The sequence below is a fragment of the Anaerobiospirillum sp. NML120511 genome (assembly GCF_023050955.1).
Lineage (GTDB): Bacteria > Pseudomonadota > Gammaproteobacteria > Enterobacterales > Succinivibrionaceae > Anaerobiospirillum.
Genome location: NZ_JALKIK010000050.1, coordinates 1 through 24,004 on the forward strand (window position 1 = coordinate 1; position 24,004 = coordinate 24,004).

General features: G+C 56.3%; 14 protein-coding genes. All 14 read left to right on the forward strand.

What is annotated here, in order from left to right; all coding sequences use genetic code 11:
• Positions 1–124 precede the first annotated feature (124 nt).
• The 14 genes from MXE39_RS11175 to MXE39_RS13120 all read left to right on the forward strand — a co-directional run bounded on the left by MXE39_RS11175 (position 125) and on the right by MXE39_RS13120 (position 23,902).
• The gene (locus MXE39_RS11175) at positions 125–856 is read left to right on the forward strand and encodes a glycosyltransferase family 25 protein (RefSeq protein WP_281503454.1); all 732 of its coding nucleotides are present in this window, start codon (positions 125–127) and stop codon (positions 854–856) included.
• 535 nt (positions 857–1,391) lie between these two features.
• Entirely contained in the window at positions 1,392–3,203 is a 1,812-nt protein-coding gene (gene lepA, locus MXE39_RS11180; protein WP_246978855.1) for a translation elongation factor 4, read from the forward strand.
• A gap of 447 nt (positions 3,204–3,650) precedes the next feature.
• The gene (gene lepB / locus MXE39_RS11185) at positions 3,651–4,607 is read left to right on the forward strand and encodes a signal peptidase I (RefSeq protein ID WP_246978842.1); all 957 of its coding nucleotides are present in this window, start codon (positions 3,651–3,653) and stop codon (positions 4,605–4,607) included.
• Positions 4,608–4,952: 345 nt separating this feature from the next.
• Positions 4,953–5,657, forward strand: a complete 705-nt coding sequence (rnc, locus tag MXE39_RS11190; RefSeq protein WP_246978843.1) for a ribonuclease III — start codon at positions 4,953–4,955, stop codon at positions 5,655–5,657.
• 186 nt (positions 5,658–5,843) lie between these two features.
• Positions 5,844–6,749, forward strand: coding sequence for a GTPase Era (era, locus tag MXE39_RS11195; protein ID WP_246978844.1), 906 nt, complete (start codon positions 5,844–5,846; stop codon positions 6,747–6,749).
• A 555-nt stretch (positions 6,750–7,304) separates the two neighbouring features.
• Positions 7,305–10,502, forward strand: coding sequence for a DNA repair protein RecO (gene recO / locus MXE39_RS11200; RefSeq protein WP_246978845.1), 3,198 nt, complete (start codon positions 7,305–7,307; stop codon positions 10,500–10,502).
• A gap of 294 nt (positions 10,503–10,796) precedes the next feature.
• A complete protein-coding gene (gene rlmD, locus MXE39_RS11205; protein ID WP_246978846.1) occupies positions 10,797–12,350 on the forward strand; it encodes a 23S rRNA (uracil(1939)-C(5))-methyltransferase RlmD in 1,554 nt (517 codons plus the stop codon).
• A gap of 322 nt (positions 12,351–12,672) precedes the next feature.
• A complete protein-coding gene (gene relA / locus MXE39_RS11210) occupies positions 12,673–15,051 on the forward strand; it encodes a GTP diphosphokinase (RefSeq protein WP_246978847.1) in 2,379 nt (792 codons plus the stop codon).
• A gap of 390 nt (positions 15,052–15,441) precedes the next feature.
• Positions 15,442–17,088 (forward strand): CTP synthase, encoded by a 1,647-nt coding sequence (locus MXE39_RS11215; protein WP_246978848.1) that lies wholly within the window; start codon positions 15,442–15,444, stop codon positions 17,086–17,088.
• Positions 17,089–17,491: 403 nt separating this feature from the next.
• Positions 17,492–17,794, forward strand: coding sequence for a septum formation initiator family protein (locus MXE39_RS11220; protein ID WP_246978849.1), 303 nt, complete (start codon positions 17,492–17,494; stop codon positions 17,792–17,794).
• Positions 17,795–18,448: 654 nt separating this feature from the next.
• A complete protein-coding gene (locus MXE39_RS11225; RefSeq protein WP_246978850.1) occupies positions 18,449–19,915 on the forward strand; it encodes a 2-C-methyl-D-erythritol 4-phosphate cytidylyltransferase in 1,467 nt (488 codons plus the stop codon).
• A 251-nt stretch (positions 19,916–20,166) separates the two neighbouring features.
• Positions 20,167–20,643 carry a 2-C-methyl-D-erythritol 2,4-cyclodiphosphate synthase gene (gene ispF, locus MXE39_RS11230; RefSeq protein ID WP_246978851.1) on the forward strand — a complete coding sequence of 159 codons (477 nt, stop codon included), beginning with the start codon at positions 20,167–20,169 and terminating at the stop codon, positions 20,641–20,643.
• Positions 20,644–20,940: 297 nt separating this feature from the next.
• Complete coding sequence (locus MXE39_RS11235; protein WP_246978852.1) at positions 20,941–21,570, forward strand: YqaA family protein; 630 nt, start codon at positions 20,941–20,943, stop codon at positions 21,568–21,570.
• Between the two features lie 799 nt (positions 21,571–22,369).
• Entirely contained in the window at positions 22,370–23,902 is a 1,533-nt protein-coding gene (locus MXE39_RS13120; RefSeq protein ID WP_247074135.1) for a peptidoglycan DD-metalloendopeptidase family protein, read from the forward strand.
• Positions 23,903–24,004 lie beyond the last annotated feature (102 nt).

The window sequence follows — 24,004 nt, forward strand, 5'->3', positions numbered from 1 at the left end:
TTTTTACTATGTGATCAAAATCTCGTTTTTAAGTGAATCTAAATTGTTAAAAAGTGATCCTGGTATCACATTTTATTTTCCGAATTTGATCCTTGGATCAAATTTCACGCTTTGTGCGTAGCCCCTGGCAGACAGGCGGGAAAACATCTCGTCTGTGCTCAGAGCACATGGTGTGAACTTTGAAATCTTTGATGCCTCATACGGTGTTGAGCTTACAGACCAGGAGCGGGCTCTGTTTTCTGACGAGGATCATTGCGACCTCCACCTGATCAATGGCACCACAGTCAGGGTGGCCGATCAGCTGACTCCATCTGAAATGGGCTGTGCCCTGTCGCATCTGAGACTGTATCAGCACATTATTGACCAGGGTCTTGAGTATGCTGTCGTCATGGAGGACGATGCCCAGCCGCATCCAGATGTCTTTGAGGCCATTGAACATCTTGACTGCATCACAGAGCCATGGGACATAGTCAACTTCAGCGAAGATCACAACGGTATCAAATCTCTGCCTCTTGCCCGCAGGTATTATTTCCGCGACGACAAAAGCTTCTATTTCCGCCGTCTGGGAATGCGCAATAATTATCTTGATGCCCGCGTCAATGCCCGTCATCTGGTGGCCGTCACTGCCCTGTATGTGATAACGGCCAAAGCCTGCCGCAGGCTTATTGAGCTTGGCTATCCTGTAAGACTGCCGTCTGACTATCTGTCAGGCATGATTGGCTTTAACCATCTGCGTACCTTTGCAGCATGGCCTCAGGGCCATTACTACAAGCAAGGCGGATTTGAGTCCACCATAGGCGCAGGCGCATATCGCCCATCGCACAGTATTACAAGAATCAGGAAGAGCAGCTCATAACAGCTCATGACTCTGTCCTGATAGCACTGGCCCCGCTGGCGGGGCCTGACTGAGGCTCCCGCATGGGGGCCTTTATTGTCTGGAAGCGGCCTGGTCAGCTGTGGCGATCGTCCGGGTAAATCGGTTAAAATAAAGGGTTGAGTAATTTTTTGGCATATGCCTGCTCTCACCGCAGCTTAAGGGCAGTACAGCTCATCACTCCCTGAGATGCCCCGGGCCTCCGCCATAGCTCATCATGGCGACCTGCCTCAACAGAGGCCCCGGTCCTGATGCCGGCCCCTGCCACGACAGTGGCACCGGCCCGGTGGCTGCTCCAGCCACGACAGTGGCCCATGCCGCCATTGCGGCGCCACTGTGACGGCACCGGCCGACATCGGCAGGGTCAGGGCGCAAAGCATGACAGCAGTGAAAGCTTTGAGAGCAGAGACAGAGATCTCATCACAGGACCGGCAAGGTTCCGGTCAGAGTGCCGCTGAGGCAGTCATTGAGGGCCCGGCCAGAAGCCCGCTTATATCTGGAAATTTTGAATCTTATTATGGCTGATACTTTCGACCAATCTTTAGTGCGCAATTTCTCCATTATTGCTCATATTGACCACGGCAAGTCCACCCTGTCTGACCGTTTCATTCAGGTATGCGGCGGCCTTACTGACCGTGAGATGCAGGCCCAGGTGCTTGACTCCATGGATATTGAGCGTGAGCGCGGCATTACCATCAAGGCTCAGGCTGTTACCCTTAAATACAAGGCTCAGGATGGCAAAATCTATGAGCTTAACTTCATTGATACCCCAGGCCATGTTGACTTCTCCTACGAGGTGTCCCGTTCCCTGTTTGCCTGTGAAGGTGCTCTGCTGGTAGTTGACGCCGGCCAGGGCGTAGAGGCTCAGACTCTGGCCAACTGTTATCAGGCCATTGAGCTCGACCTTGAGGTTATCCCTGTTTTAAACAAGATTGATCTGCCAGCTGCCGATCCGGAAAAGGTTATTTTCGAGATCGAGGATATCGTGGGTCTTGATGCCCATGATGCCTGCCGCTGCTCAGCCAAGACCGGCATTGGCGTTGAGGATGTGCTTGAGCGTCTGGTGCAGTCCATTCCAGCTCCAAACGGCGATCCTGATGCCCCTCTGCAGGCCCTGATCATCGACTCCTATTTCGATGACTATCTGGGCGTAGTATCTCTGGTACGTGTCAAGAACGGCACCCTGCGCAAGGGTGACAAAATCAAGGTTATGAGTACCGGTCAGACCTGGGATGTGGAGCGTCTTGGTATCTCCACTCCAAAGCGTGTCGATGTACCGGTTCTCAACTGCGGTGAAGTAGGCTGGGTTATCTGCGGCATCAAGACCATTCACGGTGCCCCGGTAGGCGATACCATTACCCATGCCCGCCGTGAGGCCCCTGAGGCCCTGCCTGGTTTCCATAAGGCCAAGCCACAGGTTTATGCCGGCATGTTCCCTGTAGATACCGAAGACTACAACGCCTTCCGTGATGCCCTGGACAAGCTGTCACTCAACGACGCCTCCCTGTTCTTCGAGCCTGAAAACTCCACAGCTCTGGGCTTTGGTTTCCGCTGCGGCTTCCTTGGCATGCTGCACATGGAAATCATCCAGGAGCGTCTTGAGCGTGAGTACAATCTCAACCTCATCACCACTGCTCCTACCGTAATTTACGAAATCGTACTGACCTCAGGTGAAATCGTTCACATTGACTCTCCTGCAGCTCTGCCACCGGTAAGCAATATCTCCGAAATCCGTGAGCCTATTGCCGAGTGCCGTATGCTCATGCCATCAGAGTATGTCGGTGCTGTTATGACCCTGTGTCAGGAAAAGCGTGGTGTTCAGACCTCCATGGTTTACCACCATGACCAGGTTGCCCTGACCTATGAGCTGCCAATGAGCGAGGTAGTGCTCGACTTCTTTGACCGCCTCAAGTCAGTATCACGCGGCTATGCCTCTCTTGACTACAGCTTCAAGCGCTTTGAGCGCGGCGATCTGGTCCGTGTGGACATTCTGATTGCCTCCGAGCGCGTAGACGCCCTGGCCATCATTGTTCACCGCTCAATTTCCCAGTCACGTGGCCGTGCCCTGGTGGAGAAGATGAAGGAGCTCATTCCTCGTCAGATGTTCGATATCGCCATTCAGGCTGCCATTGGCGGACAGATTATTGCCCGCTGTACCGTAAAAGCCATGCGTAAGGACGTGCTTGCCAAGTGCTACGGTGGGGATATCACCCGTAAGCGCAAGCTGCTTGAAAAGCAGAAGGCCGGTAAGAAGCGCATGAAGCAGCTTGGCCGCGTAGAGGTTCCACAGGAGGCCTTCCTTGCTATCCTCAAGGTAGGCAAGGAATAGCAGGCCAGCTCAGGCCCACTGCCCCTCGGGATCTGGCCTCATGGCCGCCCGCCGGCCCTGAGGCCAGATCAGCCCGCGCGCCATGACATATGCCATGGCAAGTGCATGGCCCCGCCATGCTCTGCCCTGTCCCTCCATGGTCTGCTCTGCCTGACAGGGCCTTGCCGGTCCGGCTTTACAGTCTCATGAAGTGGGACTGTGCAGGACCTAATAATGCTGAGGCATAATCTTCTGACATGAGCTCATCATTAGGGCCTCATATTGAGTCCCCGTTATGAGCCCCCGTCATGAGGGGCATTGTCAGGGGCAGGACCTTTTTTCAGGCTGACGTGCTTTCAGACCTGTGAGCGTGCAGGCTGATGTGCTTTCGGGGCTGACAGGCCCAGTCACTTAAAAATACAGACGCAGCAGAGCCGCCGGGCTCTGCCAGTGCTGCAGATTGATTTTATGAATACTTTTTCCCTAATCCTGGTCATAGCCACGGTAATCACAGGTATTGCCTATGCTTATGACTACCGCAAGCTGCGTCCGGGACGCCTTGAGGCTCTTAAAAACGCCCTTGAGGCCTGTCCGCAGCTGTCCCGCAAGGATCAGCGCCGCATCAAGGAAGGTACAGGTGCCGTTACCTCAATAGGATCACTGTTTCCGGTAATACTCTTTGTTTTCCTCTTCCGTGCCTTTGTTTTTGAGCCTTTCCGCATTCCGTCAGGCTCCATGGAGCCAACCCTGCTGCCAGGCGATTTCATTGCCGTGTCCAAGTGGTCCTATGGCATCCGCAATCCTCTGACCAATGGAGTATGGATTGAGACCTCCAAACCTGAACGTGGTGATGTGGCCGTGTTCAAATACCCTGAAGATCCGTCCATCGATTACATCAAGCGTATCGTTGGTATGCCAGGCGACGAGGTTATCTTTGACAACAAGCGTGTCTACATCCGCAAGGCCTGCAATATTGCCTCAGTAAGCCCTTCAGAGGTGCGCTCTGGTGAGGGCGGCACAGCCTGTGAGGACCCTCAGCCGCTGGAGCTCACTCCGGCCGGCACCCTTACTGTGGACGGCGGCACTTTCCAGGAGGAATATCTGGTCTTTGACGAAAAGCTCGGTCAGGAAGCTCACAGAATTCAGATCAACCCTCGTGTACCTGATCTGTCTCAGTATTTCTACCGCCAGAAGGGCACCATGAGGGGCTCATGGGTAGTACCAGAGGGCCATTACTTTGTTATGGGTGATAACCGTGACAACAGTAAGGACAGCCGTTTCTGGGGCTTTGTGCCTGAGGAGAACCTCGTGGGCAAGACAGTGGCCGTCTGGCTGTCTCTTGAGTTTGACAGAGATGAAAGCAGCGCCCTGCCATCATTCATTCCGTCAGCCGTACGTTTCTCCCGTGTAGGCGGACTTAAATAACAGGACGGTTATACCGTCACCGCTGCGCCCGCATGTGCCCCAGACCGGGAACATGCGGGCGCTGCCATAACAGCGTCCATCCCGGGCCGGCCAGCAGCAGCTGCTGCCGCTGCCACTGGCAGCGTCAGCTGCCGCAGGCTTAAGTCCCGGGATGAACGTCTTAGCTCACCTTTTGACAGTATCAGTGGGCACCCTATAGTCACTCTACCCATAATCCTGACAGGGGCACGATTTGCCTGCCCTTGCACAGCCTCAGACTGATGAGCACAGCATGGGGCAGATCAGGGGGCATTATGGTCACAGGGGTGGTTATAGGGTGGGCACTTTTTGCAAACAGGCAAAGAGATGACAACAGACATAAATTTTGTTTACCGCATCCAGCACCTGGAGCAGACCATTGGTTATGCCTTCCAGGATATTTCCCTGCTGGAGCAGGCTCTTACTCACCGCTCCTTTGGACCTCATCACAATGAGCGTCTTGAATTTCTGGGCGACTCTATCCTGGGCATGATCATAGCCAAAGAGCTTTTTGCTCTTTTCCCTGACAGTCCTGAGGGTGATCTGACCCGCATGCGCTCAGTACTGGTACGTGAGACCACCCTTGCCGAGATGGCCCGTGAATTTAAGATAGGTGACTGTCTGCTGCTGGGCCCGGGTGAGCTCAAGTCTGGCGGCTCCCGTCGTGACTCCCTGCTTGCCGATGCCGTAGAGTCCATCATTGGCGCTATCTTCATCGACAGCAATGAGCAGTTTGAAATTGTCCGTCACCTGGTGCTCAGATGGTTCGACAGGAGACTGCAGGCCATCAACCCTAATGTCTCCCAGAAGGACCCAAAGTCTGCTCTCCAGGAGCTGCTGCAGTCCCAGCACAAGGAGCTGCCGGTCTACCGCATTGAGAACATTGTGGGCAGTGATAACAACCAGGTATTTGAAGTATCAGTTACCGTTCAGGACATCAAAATGGTATTCAGAGGCAAGGGTTCTTCACGCCGCCGCGCAGAGCAGAAGGCAGCCAGTTCCGTGCTTGAATACCTGGCAGCACACAAGTAGCAGTAATTCAGCTGACCGCATTCGACAGGCCGTATTCAGCTGACCTTATTCAGGCTGACCGTAACCGCCCAGGGCCCGGCAGGGCCGGGCAGACACCAGGGCTGTGCCGTGCTGCGGCACAGCCCTGGTATTGAGCCGCAAGTGAAAGTAGCGGCTGAAACTTTTGATTATTTCCGGAGAGGAAGTTTGGAACAGAGCAAGTTTGGCTTCGTAGCTATTGTCGGACGCCCTAATGTTGGCAAATCTACCCTGATGAATCACCTTATTGGTCAGAAGATTTCCATCACCTCCCGCAAGCCTCAGACTACCCGTAACCGCGTTCTGGGTATTGATACTGACGGCATCTACCAGACTGTGTACGTGGATACTCCAGGTCTGCACAAGGTAGAAAAAAGGGCCATTAACCGTCTGATGAACAGGGCTGCCGAGTCATCCCTTGGTGATGTTGAGCTTATCTTATGGGTTATCGATGCCACCTTCTGGACTGATGATGACGAAATGGTGCGCACAAAGCTCGAGGGCTCTTCAGCTCCTGTGGTCCTGGTCATCAACAAGGTGGACAAGCTTGACGACAAGGAAAAGCTGCTGCCTCTGATTGAGCGTCTCAAGGACAGCCTCAACTTCAGGGAAATCGTTCCGGTATCAGCTCTTAAGGGCAGCAATCTTGAGGTGCTCAAGGACATGATCCGTCAGGCTCTGCCTGAGGGACCTCACTGCTACAGCGAGGACAGCATTACTGACCGTTCCACCCGCTTCATGGTTGCCGAAATCATCAGAGAAAAGCTGATGCGCCAGATGGGCGATGAGCTGCCTTACTCAGTAAGTGTTGAGATTGAGGAGTTCAAGGAAGATGAGCATGGTACCACCCGCATCAGTGCCGCTATCCTGGTAGAGCGCACCGGTCAGAAGAAAATGGTCATTGGCGCCGGCGGCAGCCGCATCAAGCTTATCGGCTCCGAGGCCCGCCACGACATAGAAAAGCTCATCGAAGGCAAGGTCTTCCTGTCACTTTTCGTCAAGGTCAAAGCCGGCTGGGCCGACGACGAGCGTGCCCTCAAGAGCCTTGGTTACGCCGATTTCGAGCAGCACTGATTACCGCCACAGCTGCCCGGCCCGCCCGGCTGCGCCGCGCTGCAGCTGCCACGGCAGCCAGCCAGGCCGCAGCAGCGTCCTTAGCCAGACAAAGCCAGACCAGGAGTCTGGCTTTGTCATTAATGGCAGCAGCCAAAGCATCCAGGCATCCGGCCCTTGCCTGGCACGTTCCAGGTGCCCATGAGCCAGGGACAATACTGATAAAATAGCGAAAAAACTGCCCGGCGCAGCTCTTTGTGGTTATCATATGCCCCTGAGTCTGGCAGTCCTTGCTGCAGCCGTGCAGCCTGGACCTCAGGGTCACACGGCACAGCCCATGGAGGAGCATCCCAGGGATGAATGGCCCCGGGCGGCCCAGCCCAGGGCCACCTGAGGCCAGACAAGGCGGCCCTCAGACGCGGGCGCCGCAGGAGCAGCTGGCAGGGGCGGCAGTGAACTGCGCAGCGGACGGGCCGGTAAGGCCGGGGCGCAATAGACAGGTGGTGCTTTAGCGGCACCGGGATCGGGGACCACAGCGGTCAGCACAAGGCATGAAGAAAGGCAGGAACTGGAGTTATGGCCACAATAATTGAAAACGAGCCCTGTTATATCTTCAACAGCAGGGAATATCAGGAGAGCAGCCTCATAGTAGAGGCCATTTCCCCTAATTATGGCGCCATGACTGTTATTGCCCGTGGTGCGGCTAACAAAAACTCTCCGCTCAAGGGCGTGCTTCAGCCTTTTGTGCCTCTGAATCTGACCCTGGTGCAGGGCCGGGGCGACATGTATTTTCTGCGGGACTATGAGCGCAGCAATGAGGGCTTTTCCTACCCTATGCCGCTGATGTTCTGCGCCATGTATGTCAACGAGCTGCTCCATCATCTGTACCGCTCCCGTGACGGCGACGTCAAATTCTTTGGTACCTACATTGGCACTCTGGAGGCCATTTCCCAGCGTAAGGCCGTGGAGAGCAGCCTGCGCCGCTTTGAGTTTGAGCTGCTGGCACAGCTGGGCTACTCACTGAGCCTCTGGGATGATCAGGGCCGCATGCTCAAAACCCGCGAGACCTACCGTTTCTGCTTTGGATCGGGCTTTGTCCGCTACAATGAATACCTTTTTGAAAAGGCCATGAACATGGGCCGTAATGGCGGCCGCAGTTCATCGTCTTTTACCTCATCCCCATCCTCCTGGAATGAGGATTCATCGGGCTATGACGGCTACGACAGCCATGCTGACGACAGCGATGACGGTCTGCTGTTCTCCAAGTCCCGTGTCAGGGGCCGTCGCATGGAGAGCACTCCACGCAATATGAGCTATGGCCATGCAGGCCACATGGGCTATGAAAACAGGGCCGCTGCAGTAAACACAGAGCAGGACGAGCTGCTGCAGAAGTACTACACCTGTGCCGGTGATTTCATGGGCCCGGTATTAACCGGCGATGAGATTCAGGACATCATCAGCTTTGCCCACAAATTTCCAGACTCCTCCAAAAATGCCAAGGCTCTGACCTCTGCCATTATCAACCGTCTGCTCAATGGCCGCGAAGTGGTGAGCCGCCGCATGTACCGCGAATACAATCAGCTGCGCGCCAGCAAGGCCGCCGCCAAAGCTGCAGCTGACGCTGCCGCAGCAGCGGCACAGCCAGCCTGTGCCGCCTGCGCCCCGCAGCCTCAGCAGACCACGGCCCAGGCCCCGGCCGCTGACAGCTCCGCACCTGCAGCTGCCTTACAGCCTGCAGCCGCTCCGGCATCTGCAGAACCGGCAGCCCTGACGCCGGCCTCGCAGCCGGTGCCACCAGCTGCTTCCGCATCAGCTGCAGCACCTGCTCCGGCACCGGCTGCCGACCAGGTGCCACCGCCTGCCTGGAGTCTTGCTCTTAATGCCCCAGGTGCAGCTGACGTTCCGCCTCCTGCCTGGAGTCTGGCGCTGCAGACTCCTGCACAGCCACAGCAGCAGGAGCCACAGGCACCAGCACCAGCTGCAGAACCAGCTGCAGCTGCCCAGGGCGCTCAGATCGCTGAGCGCGGCCCGGCAGCCAATCCTGTAATTCAGGCCGCCATGAACTTTGCCAGCGGCCAGAGCAATCCGTATTTTGAGCAGGGAGGCGAGGGGGCCCGTCTGATAGAGGACATTGTGCCTTCCGGTGGTCCACGCTATGTCTCCCAGTTTGCCTCCCGGGCAGCCCAGTCAGATGATGACTATGAGGACATCCCTGAGTTTGAAAAAGGTCAGGCGCACTTACCGCAGCTCAATATCGACCAGGGACAGGAGGCGTCAGCAGTCACTGCCTCTCAGGACAGCACCCTGAACCTGAGCGATCCGGCCCAGTCCGCCTCCCAGGACAACGATAAGGACAACAGCCAGGCACCAGCTGACTCCCAGACTGACAGCTCAGCTGCACAGAGCAGCACAACAGCCATACTGGACATGGACGCCAGCCCTGCCGTTGTCGACCTGTCAGCAGATGAGCCATCTTCATTGCAGGTAACCCCGGTCACAGGCGCATCCAGTATCCAGGACGAACCTCAGCCAGAGCCAGCTGTCAAAGCTGCCGTCTACAGCTCTGAGCAGGACGAACCACTGCCAGAGCCAGCTGCCGCAGCATCCGACGAAGCTGCATCTGAAAGTGCTTACCTGGATGAGCCTCAGACAGAGCCAGCAGCCGAAACTGCCGCTGACAGCTCTGAGCCGGACGAGCCACAGCCAGAGCCAGCTGCCGAATCTGCAGCGGAAAGCACCGAGCAGGACGAACCACTGCCAGAGCCAGCTGCCGAAGTAACAGCCGACAGCTCTGAGCCGGATGAGCCACTGCCAGAGCCAGCAGCCGAAACAGTCGCTGACAGCTCTGAGCCGGACGATCCACAGCCAGAACCAGCTGCCGAAGTAACAGCCGACAGCACTGATCCGGACGAGTCACAACCAGAGCCAGCTGTCGAGGCTACCGCAGAAGACACTGAGCCGATCGAGGCACAGCCAGAGCCAGCTGCCGAAGCAGCAGCCGACAGCTCTGATCCGGACGAGCCACAAACAGAGCCAGATGCCGAAGCAGCCGACAGCACTGAGCAGGATGAATCACAGCCAGAGCCAGCTGCCGAGGCTGCCGCAGAAGACACTGAGTCGGACGAACCACAGCTAGAGACTGCTGCCGAAGCAGCAGCCGAAAGCACCGAGCAGGACGAACCACTGCCAGAGCCAGCTGCCGAAGCATCCGACGAAGCTGCATCTGACAGTGCTGAGCAGGGTGAACCTCAGCCAGAGGCGGATGCTGACGCTGCGGCTCAGGGCACTGGTCAGGATGGGGACCTGCCTGAGGTGCCGGTCAAAAAGGTCGCTGGCAGTCGTGCGCGCAGGAAGACAGCTCAGTCGTCTGCTGCTGCGGGACGCAGTCGTAAGAGTGCTGCGAGCGCTGGTCGACGCGCTGCTGGCGGACGTAGTGCCGGTGCGGGCGCTGAGGACAGAATTGCCAAATCCTATGGCGATGTGTCAGGTGGTGACGGCTTCAGTGCCGTCGATGGCGTAATGGACATGCTTGAGGATATCAGTATGGGCGGTGATATGCCCGGTTCCATGCTCTCAGGCCAGGACAGTTTTGGCGATGTGTTTGCCGGAACTCTCTTTGAGGTGGAACAGTATTCTGCCGACGACTCCGTTAGCAGCGCTGACAGTGCAGCAGGGGCTGACGCCGGGTCTGCAAGTGGCAGCTCAGCCCGTAAGGCAAGGAGTGCCGGTGGCCGTACTGGACGTGGAGCTGCACGCAGGGCAGGCGACATGTAGGCATGGCGCCCTGGGCCTTGCGCCCTGGGGCCGGGGCCTGGCGTTTGCCGGGCCGGCAGGTGATGCGCTGGTCCTCTGGACCAGGGATGGCGGGACGGGGATGATTTGGTGTGAGCGGCGCGGGCCGTTACAATAGACGGGCAATTTTGCCTGAAGACTTTGATTTACAGGCCTGAGACAGTGGTTTTCGGGTCGGGCCGTCTGCAGGGCCGGATGTTCCGGCGGCAGGAGCGGGCGGGCGGACTGCAGACTGTGCTGCAGCCTGATTAAGATTTATTTTTGATTGAGCACGTTATGGTTAGTTTTTATAAAGCAGAAAAGAAGACTGGTGCAGCCAAAGCTCTGGAGCTTAAGTGCGAAAGCCTTGATATCCAGGGTCGCGGTGTCTGTAAAAAGGATGGCATGGTCTATTTTGTTGATAACCTCATGCCCGGTGAAAGCGCCCGTGTAGTTCCTGAATCAGGCAATGCCATTATTGCCGGTTCTCTGGCCTCCAAAGACAAGTCCCGCTCCGGCCGTGTGTCCAAGTATCTTGAGACCTCACCTGAGCGCCGTGCTCAGTCCTGTCCGCTGCAGGATCAGTGCGGCGGCTGCCCTCTGGAGCATTTGCCTCCTGCCATGTCACTGCAGGCCAAGATTGAGGGTATTGGCTCTCTGCTCTCACGCAGTGTGGCTCAGGGTACCCTGACCTCCAGCTCAGCCAAGGCCAGCAAGTCTCAGGGTTCATCACGTCTGGGCCGCAACAGCACCATCAAGCAGGTTCTGGCTCAAAAGCAGGCTGCAGCCAAAAATGCCGCCCGTCTCAAGGAGCTCAATGAGCTCAGCCGTCAGGCAGCTGATGCCATTGCCAGACCAGTGTTCTGCATCAGCGGCGAGGAAACAGGCTATCGTCGTGCCTGCCGTCTGGCCATACGTGCTGACCACGGCAAGATGCACCTTGGTTTCCGTGAGGGCCGTACTCAGGATCTGATACCTGTTACCTTCTGTGAAGTTCTGACTGAGCGCAACAACAGCCTGCTTGAGCCTTTAAAAGGTCTTGTAAACGCTATGACAGCCCGTAAGAACATTGGCCATGTTGAGCTGCTGGATACCGATGGTGCCGCAGGCGTACTGTTGCGCATGACCTGTGTGCTGGGCGCTGATGATGAGCAGCTGCTGCGTGACTTTGGCAAGGAGCATGGCACTGTCATGTCCGTGCTGGAGCCTTATAAGCAGCTTGATGACACTGAAGTAGTGCGCGAGCGTGTTATTTATGAGGATGAAGAGCATCAGCTTTATGTAATGTCCCATGACTGCCGCATTGCCTGCTCGCCATCATCCTTCGTGCAGGTTAATGGCGCCATGAATCAGGCCATGGTAGAGCAGGTTCTCAAGGAGATTGCTCCAAATCCTGACATGAAGGTGCTCGACCTGTTCAGCGGTCTGGGCAATTTCTCCCTGCCAGTGGCCAAAGCAGGTGCTCAGGTAGCAGGTGTTGATATCGTCTCTGACATGGTGCGCCGTGCCAATGACAATGCCGCAGCCAACGGCATCGACCCTGAGCGTGCCCGTTTTTACATTGCCGACCTTGAAGAGGCCTTTGAAACTCAGCTGTGGGCCAAAGAAAACTATGACGTGGTGGTCATGGATCCGGGCCGCATGGGCGCAAAGCGCGCCGTGGGCTACATGAGCAAGATTAAGCCTGGCAAGATTGTCATGATTTCCTGCAATCCACTGGCCGCCTCCCGCGACACCACCACTCTGGTCAGTGCCGGTTACACCCTGCAGTCATGGGGCGCTATCGACATGTTCCCGCGCACATCCCATCTGGAAATCATGCTGGTCTTTACCCGCAACGAGGGCAAGTAACAAAGCCCTGAGGCAGCCTGGTACCTGGAACGACTGCCAGCGGGCTGGCCTGCCCAGACATGGCCATGCCATGACGGATATGCACTACCATTGTGCCCGGACATGCCCTTTGAGGGGGCATGAGTGTTGCGTCCCGTCATGGTCAGGGCCGCTGGCGCCCTGATATGATAAGCTCATAGGCACTGGACGCCTGCGGCCACGGTGCGGCGGCTGCAGCGACGCTGCCGCGCCAGTGCCCGGCCCCTGCAGCTGCAGCAGCGCGGCTGCGCACATCATCAGACATATGCTCATTTGACAACTGTCAGCTAACAGGAGTTTTCCCATGGTTGCTTTACGCGATACCCACGAGGCCTCTTTTGATTTTGAGCCCTGGGCTGCCGGCCTTAATCTGCCCCAGGAGCACAAGGAAAAGCTGGCCCACTGTCATGAGTATGTAATCAAATGTCTGGAGGCCCATAACAGCAAGGTGGCTCAGAGCCATGGCGGCAACGGCGGCAATGGTGCCGGCAGCGGCCAGGGCGGACGCGGCAGCGCCACGCAGCCTGATGACAGTGCTGCCTCTTTGCCTCAGGGCAATCTCAACGGACGTATGCGTTCTGGCATTATTGACCCTCGTTCGCTTACCAATCTGTCAGCTGAAATCATTTCCATTCTCATGACCTTGAATATGGATCTCGATTCGCTGATGGTGGCCTTCCTCTACCCTCCATTTGAATCCCGTGCTCTTGATCTTGATGATGTCGAGGAAGTTTTCGGTCCGGGCATACGCAAGCTGCTGCTTAAGGTCAAGGACATGGAGGCTATCCGTTTCCTGCAGAATTTCAACTCCAACAAGAGTGCTGAAACTCAGGTAGACCGTGTACGCCGCATGATGCTCTCCATGGTCGATGACGTACGTGCCGTGGTCATCAAGCTTGCTGAGCGTATTGCTGTTATCCGCGCAGCCAAGTATGCCGATGATGAGACCAAGCTGGCCATTGCCCGTGAGATTGCCAATATCTACGCTCCTCTGGCCAACCGTCTGGGTATTGGTCAGCTCAAGTGGGAACTTGAGGATCTGGCCTTCCGCTTCCTCCATCCTGAGGACTATAAGGAAATTGCCCGGGACCTTGGTGAAAAGCGTGTCGAGCGTGAGCGTTATATCGAGAATTTCGTAGCCGAGCTCAGGCAGCTTCTCAGTGACAACGGCATCAAAAATGCCGAGGTCTATGGCCGTCCAAAGCATATTTACAGTATCTGGCGCAAAATGCAGCGCAAGCATCTGCCTTATGAGGAGCTCTATGATGTGCGCGCCGTGCGTGTCATGGTCGAGCGCATCGAGGACTGCTACGCTGCCCTGAGTATTATTCACTCCCGCTGGGAACACATTGAAAAGGAATTTGACGACTATATCGCCAATCCTAAGCCTAACGGCTATCAGTCCATTCACACCGTAGTCTATGGCGACGGCCATAAGGCCGTGGAAATTCAGATGCGTACCAACGACATGCATCAGATGGCTGAGCTTGGTGTGGCTGCGCACTGGAAGTACAAGGAAGGTGGCGGCCTTGGATCAGGTGTGGAGCAGCGCATCAACTGGCTGCGCAAGCTGCTGGCGTGGCGTGATGACATGGTCGAATCCGGTGCTCTGCTCGATGAGTTCCGCAAGCAGGTCTTTGAGGACCGTATCTACGTGTTTACTCCGCGCGGTGAGGTGGTGGATCTGCCTACCGGTGCCACTCCGCTGGATTTTGCCTATCAGGTGCACACCATGATTGGCCACCGCTGTATCGGTGCCAAGGTGGATGGCCGCATTGTGCCTTATACCTACAAGCTCAAGACCGGTGAGCAGGTGGAAATCATCACCCAGAAAGAGCCAAATCCAAGCCGCGACTGGATTAATGCTGATAATGGCTATCTCAAGACCTCACGAGCCCGTGCCAAGGTGGTTAACTGGTTCCGCAAGGTTGACTATGACAAAAATGTCCAGGCCGGTGACGATATCATCGAGCGTGAGGTCACCCGTCATGGTATTGGTCTGAACAAGGATCAGGTAGCAGCTTTCCTCAAGGAAAAGATTGCCCGCTTCAATGTCAGAACAGTAAATGACATTTATGCCGGCGTTGGTGCCGGTGACATCAAGGTCAATCAGATCATCTCCTTCCTTGAAGAACGTGTCTTCAAGCGCAATGAGGCTTCCAAAAACCTTGAGCTGACCTCGCTTATCACCGAAAAGACCAGCCAGCAGCTGCGTGAGCGTCATGCCAATAACAAGGGCCGTATTGTGGTCAACGGTATTGGTACCATGATGACCCATATAGCCAAATGCTGTCAGCCAATTCCTGGCGATGAAATCATTGGCTTTATTACCCAGGGACGCGGCATTTCCATTCACAAGGCCAACTGTGCTCAGCTGCGCGGACTGATGAAGAAAAACCCTGAGCGTGTGGTTTCAAGCCAGTGGGGCGAGGAGGCCAGTGCCACTGGCTTTACCGTCACCATCAAGGTAGTGGCCTCAGATTACTCAGGTCTGCTGCGTGACGTCACCACTGTCATTGCCAATGAAAAGATCAATGTCACCGGCGTGCGCTCACACACCGACAGGGCCAAGGATCTTTCCATCATCGACATTGACCTCATGCTGGTTAATCTGCCAGCCCTGACCCGAGTGCTGACAAAATTAAACGAAATCAAGCAGGTGCGCTCAGCCTCCCGCGTCTGATGGCCTCACTTGTAAGGCCATAGCCGCGTAAGGCAAATCCCGGCCCCGGGCCCGTCAGTGCTGCTGCCGCGCCCGGGCTGCGACCGTCCAGCCCATGTCAGTCAAACAAACGCACCGCCCCAGGTGCGTTTTTTATTGGCGCAGCGCAAGGCCGGCGGCCCTGCGCTGCGCCATGCGGTGCCAGGCAGAGCGTAAGGCGGCCGTGGCCGGGGACCTGCAGGAGCGCGCCGTCATGTGTGGCAGGGGCGCCGCCAGGGGCGCATGCCGGGTGCGTGCTCCGGTGCCGGACCTTTGGCAGTGGCGGGGATTAAGGCCGAAAAATAAGCAATTTTACGGGGGCCGGTATGCTATAATGACCGGTCAAATTTTGCATCTACTTTGGAGCGATTCATGTCAGCTAATTCTTCTTCTGCCAAGCTTATATTCGTTACCGGAGGCGTAGTTTCTTCCCTTGGTAAGGGCATTGCAGCTGCATCTCTGGCAGCAGTACTGGAGGCTCGTGGTCTTAAGGTGACCATGATGAAGCTGGATCCTTACATCAATGTTGATCCGGGCACCATGAGCCCAATTCAGCATGGTGAGGTATTCGTTACCGAAGATGGTGCCGAGACCGATCTTGACCTTGGTCACTATGAGCGCTTCATCCGTACCAAGATGTCTCACCGTAACAACTTCACCACCGGCCGTATCTACTCTGACGTGATCCGCAAGGAGCGCCGTGGTGACTATCTGGGTGCTACCATCCAGGTAATTCCACACATCACTAATGCCATCAAGGAGCGTATCCTTGCCGGCGCTGAGGGCAATCAGATTGCCATTGTGGAAATTGGCGGTACTGTAGGTGACATCGAATCTCTGCCATTCCTCGAGGCTATCCGTCAGCTGGCTGTGGAAATCGGCCGTGAAAACGCTCTGTTCATGCATCTGACCCTGGTTCCTTATCTGGAGACTTCAGGTGAGGTCAAGACCAAGCCTACCCAGCACTCTGTAAAGGAGCTGCTGTCCATCGGTATTCAGCCTGATATCCTGATCTGCCGCTCTGACCGTATCATTCCTGCTCACGAGCGTCACAAGATTGCCATGTTCTGTAATGTTCAGGAGCGTGCTGTAATCTCCCTCAAGGACGTGGACTCTATCTACAAGATTCCAGCCCTGCTCAAGAGCCAGTACCTCGATCAGCTGGTAGTGGATCGCTTCCACATCGACTGTCAGGAAGCCGATTTAAGCTCCTGGGAGAATGTGCTTTATCAGCAGGCCAATACCGTGGGCGAAGTTACCATTGGTATGGTGGGCAAGTACATTGAACTGCCTGATGCCTACAAGTCCATTAACGAGGCCTTAAAGCATGGCGGTCTGAAGAATCAGCTGTCAGTTAACATCAAGTACATCGACTCTGAGGACGTAGAGTCCCGTGGTGAGGAGCTGCTGCAGGATGTAGATGCTATCCTGGTTCCAGGCGGCTTTGGCAGCCGTGGTGTTGAGGGTAAGATCATTGCTGCCCGCTATGCCCGTGAGAACAAAATCCCATACCTTGGTATCTGCCTTGGTATGCAGGTGGCCATTATCGAGTATGCCCGTAATGTTGCCCACATGGACAAGGCCAACTCCACCGAGTTCGATACCACTACTCCATACCCTGTAGTAGGCCTTATCACCGAGTGGATTGATGAGGACGGCAATGTTGAGGTTCGCTCTGACAAGTCCGACCTTGGTGGCACCATGCGCCTTGGCGGTCAGTTATGCCACCTCAAGGCCGGTACCCGTGTCCGTGAGCTCTATGGCAAGGATGATATTGTCGAGCGTCACCGTCACCGCTATGAGGTTAACAACAAGCTGGTTTCTCAGCTTACCGATGCCGGTCTGCAGGTAGCCGGTCTGTCTACCGATAACAAGCTGGTCGAGATTATTGAAATCCCTGACCACCCATGGTTCATCGGTGTTCAGTTCCACCCTGAGTTCACCTCCAATCCTCGCGACGGCCACCCATTATTCCGTGGCTTTATTGCCGCTGCCCGCAAGCATCAGGAGCAGAACTGATATCCTGATGGCAGGTAGCCGCAGCGCCCCTGCCCCGGACCATAAAAAAAAACGCAGCTTCGGCTGCGTTTTTTATGCCCGTCCGACAGGCAGCCATGGTCTGCCAGCCCGCAGCTGTCGGCCTTGTGGTAAAAATGCTGTGCAGGGCGTAATCTGCAGTGCAGGTCGTGGCATAATATGCGCGCACAGAGCGTGGAGTATTTAGCTCTGAAAAAGTCTCAGGCTGCCCGCCAAAAAATGAAAGGCCGGCCAGCCCGGACGGCACATCATCTGCCCGGCATGCGCCCACGCGCACGCGCGCCTGCGACTGCGCACCCCTGCGCACGTGCAACCGCGCACGCCTGCGCGCCCTTGCGCACGTTCACGCCCACAGGCAGTGTCTGCTCATTTTCCGGAGGTCCCTGTGAAAGTCATAGCCTGTGTTCTGGCTCTGGTAGGCTGTTTTCTGGTTTACGATCTGTTCTTTGGCCACAATGGCATCAAGCAGTACAAGACTGTAGCCATGCAGCTGGAAAAAGAGCAGGAAAAAGCCCTTTATCTGCAAAAGCGCAATCAGGCCGTAGCTGATCAGATTAACGATCTCAAGCAGGGCTCCATAGCTGTCGAGGAGCTGGCCCGTTCCGAGCTGGGCCTTATCCGTCCTAATGAGCGCTTCTACCGCGTTCTTGCCAGCGAAGAAAAGATTCGATCCATGCCCCTGCGCTAATCACCTCCCAGTCACACGGCTGAGCACAGCTGCGCTGTCCCGCCGCGCTGCGCTGCAGCGTCCCGCTGCTGCGCACCCCGCGCGCATCCTGCCGCCCCGTCTCCTGCAAAGCATGCCCGCAATCAGCCCGGGCCCCTGGCCTTTGCCCATCTCAATCCGCCCCATTCCCGCCTTGCCTGCAGGCCACCCATACGCTCACATATTTTTACTTGCATACCAGCTCCGGCCGCAGTTCCAGCCCATATGGTAATGGGGCCTTTTAAGGCCACATTATGGTAAATATGAGCATACACAGTGGCCATACCTCAGTGAAGCATGTTATTTTGATGATACTGTGCCCTTATGAGGCATGAGCCGTCTGTCCCGGCGGGCGCTGTCGCATGCCCGGCTCAAGGCCTGTCTGTGCCACGGGCTACTGTTGCCACGGGCCATCAGGGGCCATGAGCTTTGGCTACGGGAAGGCAGCGGCAAGCAGCTGTGGACATGGGCTGGCAGCGACCAGTGGACGTAGCCAGTGGCACGGCGCCATGGCTGTAGCCATGGGCTGCACTTCACACGCAGGTCGGAGAGGATGCCGACCTGGCTTAGTTTTCACATTGTCTTTCAGGCTCAGACAGTTGAGTTTAATGCCCTCAGGGGCTGACAGGGGGTGCCATGGGTATCATTACCAGATTTCACCGCAACGACGACCGTACTTACGAATTTTCCGCCTGGTATGCTACCGACGATGAGGCTGAGATGGAGACCTGTCCTCCAGGACGCCCTTATATCATGCGCAAAACCGGCCTGAGCGATGAGCAGGTCGACTCCATGATCACGAGGCTGACCCGCAACGGACAGATGAGCCTCTTTACCGGTGACTGTATGAAAATGGACCAGGCCCTGCGCAATCTGACCTCGACCTCACCATACGGGGGCTCTTCAGGCCCGGTGATAGGTGAGCTGCCCCGGGCCATGACCAGCCTGCCCCCAGCAGTCCAGAAAAAGCTCTGGAATTTCTACGCCCTTGAGTCCGTGCCCGGCGCCGAGTCTGATCCCGGCACTAAGAGCGATGCCGCCCAGCCGGCCGCAGACTCCCGGCCATCTGACGCGGCCCCGGATGCGGCTCCGGACGCAGCACCGGAGACTGCCGCCCCGGCAGATTCAGCTGCACCTGCCCCTGAGGGCAGTGCTGCAGCTGACAGCGCCGATGGCGCCGCCAGTGCCAGCAGCGCTGAGCAGGCAGTGCCTGAGGTCCTTGATAAGGATGATTTGAGCGATGAGCTCATCATGCCGGCCAATACTCTGTACCCTTTCTTCTATCACTACGGCATGATTGATGTGGTAGTGGCTGCAGCCGGTGTGGGGGCGCGCATGAATGCGGGCATGCCCAAGCAGTACATGATGCTGGGCTCACGCAGCGTGCTTGAGCATACTGTGCTCAGACTGCTGTGCTGGCCGCTGGTACGCAATGTTATCCTGGTGGTCTCACCTGAAGATGAGTACATCAAAAGCTCACTGCTGACCAGCCTTGACCGACTGCGCATTGTCCATGGCGGCAAGGAGCGCTCCGACTCGGTTCTCTGCGGCCTTAAGGCTGTAAGCTCCCGCTGGTGCATGGTTCATGATGCCGCCCGTCCTTTCTTTACCTGTCACGATCTGGAAAATATGCTTATTCAGACCATGCAGGTCATCGAAGAGTGCAGACTGTCAGGCATGAGTGCTGAGCAGACCGTATGCGGATCAGTGCTGGCCTGCAGGGTGGCCGATACTATCAAGCACAGCCAGCCGGTGCAGCCTGCCCCGGCAGCTGACGCCGCCGACGGCGCCGCCGCTGCCGCCTCAGCCGCTGCGGCGGGCGCTGCAGCCAGTGCCCTTGCTGTGGAGCGCACCGTTGATCGCAGCGTGCTGTGGCGAGCCCAGACTCCGCAGCTGTTCCTGACCGCTGATCTCATTAAAGCCATTGAAAGCTGCAATGAGCAGGGCCTTGCCATTACCGATGAAGCCTCAGCCATGGAAAATACCGGTCACCGCGTGCTGCTGGTCGAAGGCTCCTCCCTGAACTTCAAGCTCACCGAGCCATCCGACTTTGTCATGGCTCAGGCCCTGATTAATATCTGTCTGCCTCAGCAGCAAAGCTGATGGCAGCAGGGGCAAGGCAGCCCTGTTCCTGGCAGGGCCAGGCGCGGCCATGGCCTTCCCTGGTACAGACCAGGGCCCGGCCTGGAGCCAAAGGGCGCCCCAGGGCGCCCCGGACCGGGATGATAAAACGGCAGAGACGCTCTGCCTGACCGCCCCTCTGCTGTGCGGGGCTTTATTTTGCCTGGCAGGTGCTGCACACAGGGCGGCGCAGTCAGGCTCACGAAATCACATGCTCAGATAAGGAACTGTTTATGAGAATTGGACATGGATTTGATGTGCATCGCTTTGGCGGTGAGGGCCCATGCATGCTCGGTGGCGTAGCTGTGCCTCATGAGCAGGGTCTGATTGCCCATTCTGATGGTGATGTGGTGCTCCATGCTCTTTGTGATGCCCTGCTCGGTGCCCTGGCTCTGGGCGACATTGGTCAGCTCTATCCTGACAATGATGACAAGTTTGAAAATATCGACAGTCGTATTCTGCTGCGTGATGTGTACAAGCGTGTTACCGACATGGGCTATGTGGTGGGCAATATCGACATTACCATCATTGCCCAGGTGCCAAAGATGCTTCCTTACGAGCCGCAGATGCGCGCCAATATTGCCTCGGATCTGAGCGTTGATATGAGCCAGGTCAGCGTCAAGGCCACTACCACCGAAAAGCTGGGTTTTGTCGGCCGCAAGGAAGGCATTGCCTGTGAGGCTGTAGTACTGCTCGATAAAAAGCGCTGATCGCCAGCCTAAGGCAAGTCCGCCGGCGCGCATGCTGCAGCCGACGGCCTTGCCATGGCCGACGGTCTTGCCAGGGCCGACAGGCCCGGCGCCACAGACAGGCCCATCCTGGCAGAAGATACTGCCCGGCCGGGCCTGACTGTTTTAAGGGCTATGGCGGAGCGAATTGAAAAATGGCGGGCATGCTCATATTCAACTGGGTTTTATGATTTAGAATAGGTGCGCTGTCGGGCCTGCAGTTGTGGCTGGCCTGCCATATCTGGTTAGCATTTCTGACTGTGCTCGTAGGTATATCCCGTGAAGTTGAATCTTTTTTCCGGCCTTTACGAAATCTGTATCAAACTTGCCAAGCATCGTAAAGCTCCGCTCTTTCTTGGTTTGAACAGCTTTATTGAATCCATTTTCTGGCCTATCCCTCCTGATGTCATGCTGGCACCAATGTGCCTTGCCCGTCCTGAGCGTTCCCTGTATTACGCAGCCATTACTGTTATCACCTCAGTGCTTGGTGCGGTAGTGGGCTATTACCTTGGCTACTTCATTTATGATCCGTGGATTGCCGACTTTATCAGATGGCTCAACTACGAGGCCTCCATGGAAAAGGTTCGTGAATGGTTCACGATGGAGTACGGTATTCTGATGATCTTCATCGGCGCCTTTACCCCTGTGCCTTACAAGGTCATTGCCGTCACCACAGGTGTGGTTGCCGCCGAAAGCGTGGCCAGCACCGGCTCCGTCGGCATGCTTACCATTATCAATTTCGTCCTTATATCCCTGGTGGGCCGTGGTCTGCGCTTCTTCCTTGAGGCCGGTATCATCATGTATGGCGGTGAGAAGATGGAGCACGCCATTCGCCGCTATATCGATTACATCGGCTGGGCTTGCGTCATCCTGCTGGTGGGCTATATCGGCTACAAGATGATGATTTAGGCACACAGGTCTGAGATGAGACCATAATAATTTGTACAGTATCAGCAGCCGGCAGCAGCCGGTGCCCGGGCGGCCCTCAAGGCCGCCCTTTTTCATGTCCGCAGCTGCCTTGCCTGATCCACGCGGCCGCTGCTGCAGCCACGGGCTCGGCCTGGCCGCCGCTGCCGCCGGCATATCCGGCCTGCGGCCACAGCGCGTGGCGCACGCCGGAGCTGTCAGTGTGGACCGGAGCGCGCCCGGGCTGTGATTGCTGATGGGGCATTGGGGCTGATATGGACAGCTAAATAGCGATAATTGTATAAAGTAGGGGTGCTATCTTGATATACTGATCAGATCGCACAAGATCAACAGCGGTAATTCATCAGTATGAATAGCTGCCAGGCTGTCCGGATGACATGGGAGTATGCCCGGTCAGGCTGCTGCCAGGGTGCTGAGCATGAGGTTTAATGCCCGGTACCTGCAAAGCGGGAAGATCTGCGATATTTCCTGGAGAGCATGGGGAGTTTGTGAACATATGCAGGCGTTTTGCACCCTGTTCATGGACCGTCAGGTTCTCTGCACCTGGTGTTGAACAGGACCAGCATAAAGGCCCGGCTGTCTTGGGGCAGCTGACAGGCCATTGCTGCATATAATCAGCACAGGTGCTGCCAGGCTGCAGCACAGCACCTCCGGCTCTGACCGTAATGCTGTGTGCAGATTTTTGATGGAAAATGTCCTGACCTGTATCCGAAGAGTTGCAAGGAGAGGGCCGATAAAGTTGATGAAAACAATGATTAGCATGACCTTACTTTCTGTATTAGTGTCTTTAGTCACAGGATGCGAGACCTCTAATCAGAATTACAGCCAGGGCCGCGTCGTTGATGTGACCCGTGCTCAGGCCACAGTGAACTCTGCTGCCCAGCAGGCACAGCGTGCTGTTAACAACACTGCCCCTGTGCTCACCGATGTTCCTTTAGAAACCCCAGTTGAGTCTCCGGCTGTATCAGCCCTCCCTTCTCAGTCCACAGGCTATGACACAGTCATGCCTGTAGAGGACAACATTGTTACCTACACTGGCAACAGCCTTGCCGGTTACGATGATGTCCAGGGCGGCTCCCTTATCGGTGGCGTACCTGATGGTCCTCTGCCAGAGGTAACCGCTGGCACCGCCACCGCTGGTAGCGCCTCCAGCGCTCTGCCACAGGGTGACCTCATTGCCCAGAACAGTACCCCGGCTGCCGCTGCCGGAGCTGCAGGCACCGGCTCCCCTGCTCAGCTGGCATCAGCTGCCCAGCCATCTGACTCTTCAGGCAACTGGCTGCTTGTTGACAGCGCTGAGGCCTCAAAGGACGTATCCAATTCAGCCGCCATGCAGCGCTCCATCGAGACCCGTGCTGCCGCTCCTGCTGCCTCCACCACTGCCGTGGGTGCTCCTGAGACCCGTGCAGGACAGGTCAAGGCTCTGGGCCCTCTGCCTGAGCGCTATGTGGTTATCAAGGGCGATACCCTGTATTCCATCGCTTTCCGCTATGGTCTTGATTACCACGCTCTTGCCCGTATCAACAATATCGAGCCACCATACAATCTGGCCCTTGGTCAGGTACTGCTGTTAAAGCTGCAGTCCCAGCGTGCTCCAAGCTATGTAGTACAGAAGGGTGATACTCTCTACTCCATTGCCCGCAAGAACAATCAGTCTGTATCCTTCCTTGCAGGTGTTAACAATCTTGAGCCTCCATACAATCTCACTGTAGGTCAGAGAATTCTGCTCAGCCGTGAGAACTCTCAGGACACCAGCCGTCCTCAGCCAGCCCGCCCGGCTGAAGTACCGGTAGCAGGTCAGCAGTCTCAGATTGCCCAGACCACTCCTCAGAAGGCTCCAGCTGCCACCCAGCCTGGCAAGCCTGCCGCTCAGGCTCCGGCTGTTAACAAGGTTCCACCTGTAGCCCAGACTCCTGTTGTTAATTCCAAGACCCGCAAGGTAGCCGGTGTTACCTGGTCATGGCCAACCTCAGGCAAGGTTATCGAGCAGTTCTCCACTGCCGAGCAGGGCAACAAGGGTATCGATATTGCCGGTAACCGTGGCCAGGCCATTCTGTCTGCAGCTGACGGTCAGGTAGTTTATTCAGGCAACGCTCTGCGTGGCTTTGGTAACCTCATTATCATCAATCACAATAATGAGTACCTGTCAGCCTATGCCCACAACGACGTCATGCTGGTCAAGGAAGGTCAGAAGGTAAAGCGCGGTCAGCACATTGCCCGCATGGGTAATACCGATGCCGCCTCACCACGTCTGCACTTTGAAATCCGCTACCGTGGTCAGTCCGTAAATCCGGTCAGCTACCTGCCAAAATAGCCCAAGTAAGCACGCCCCTTGCGGGGCCGTGCTTCCAGGTTCGGCACAACAAAAAAAAAGCTCCTGCCACCACAAGGTGACAGGAGCTTTTTTGTTGCCCGG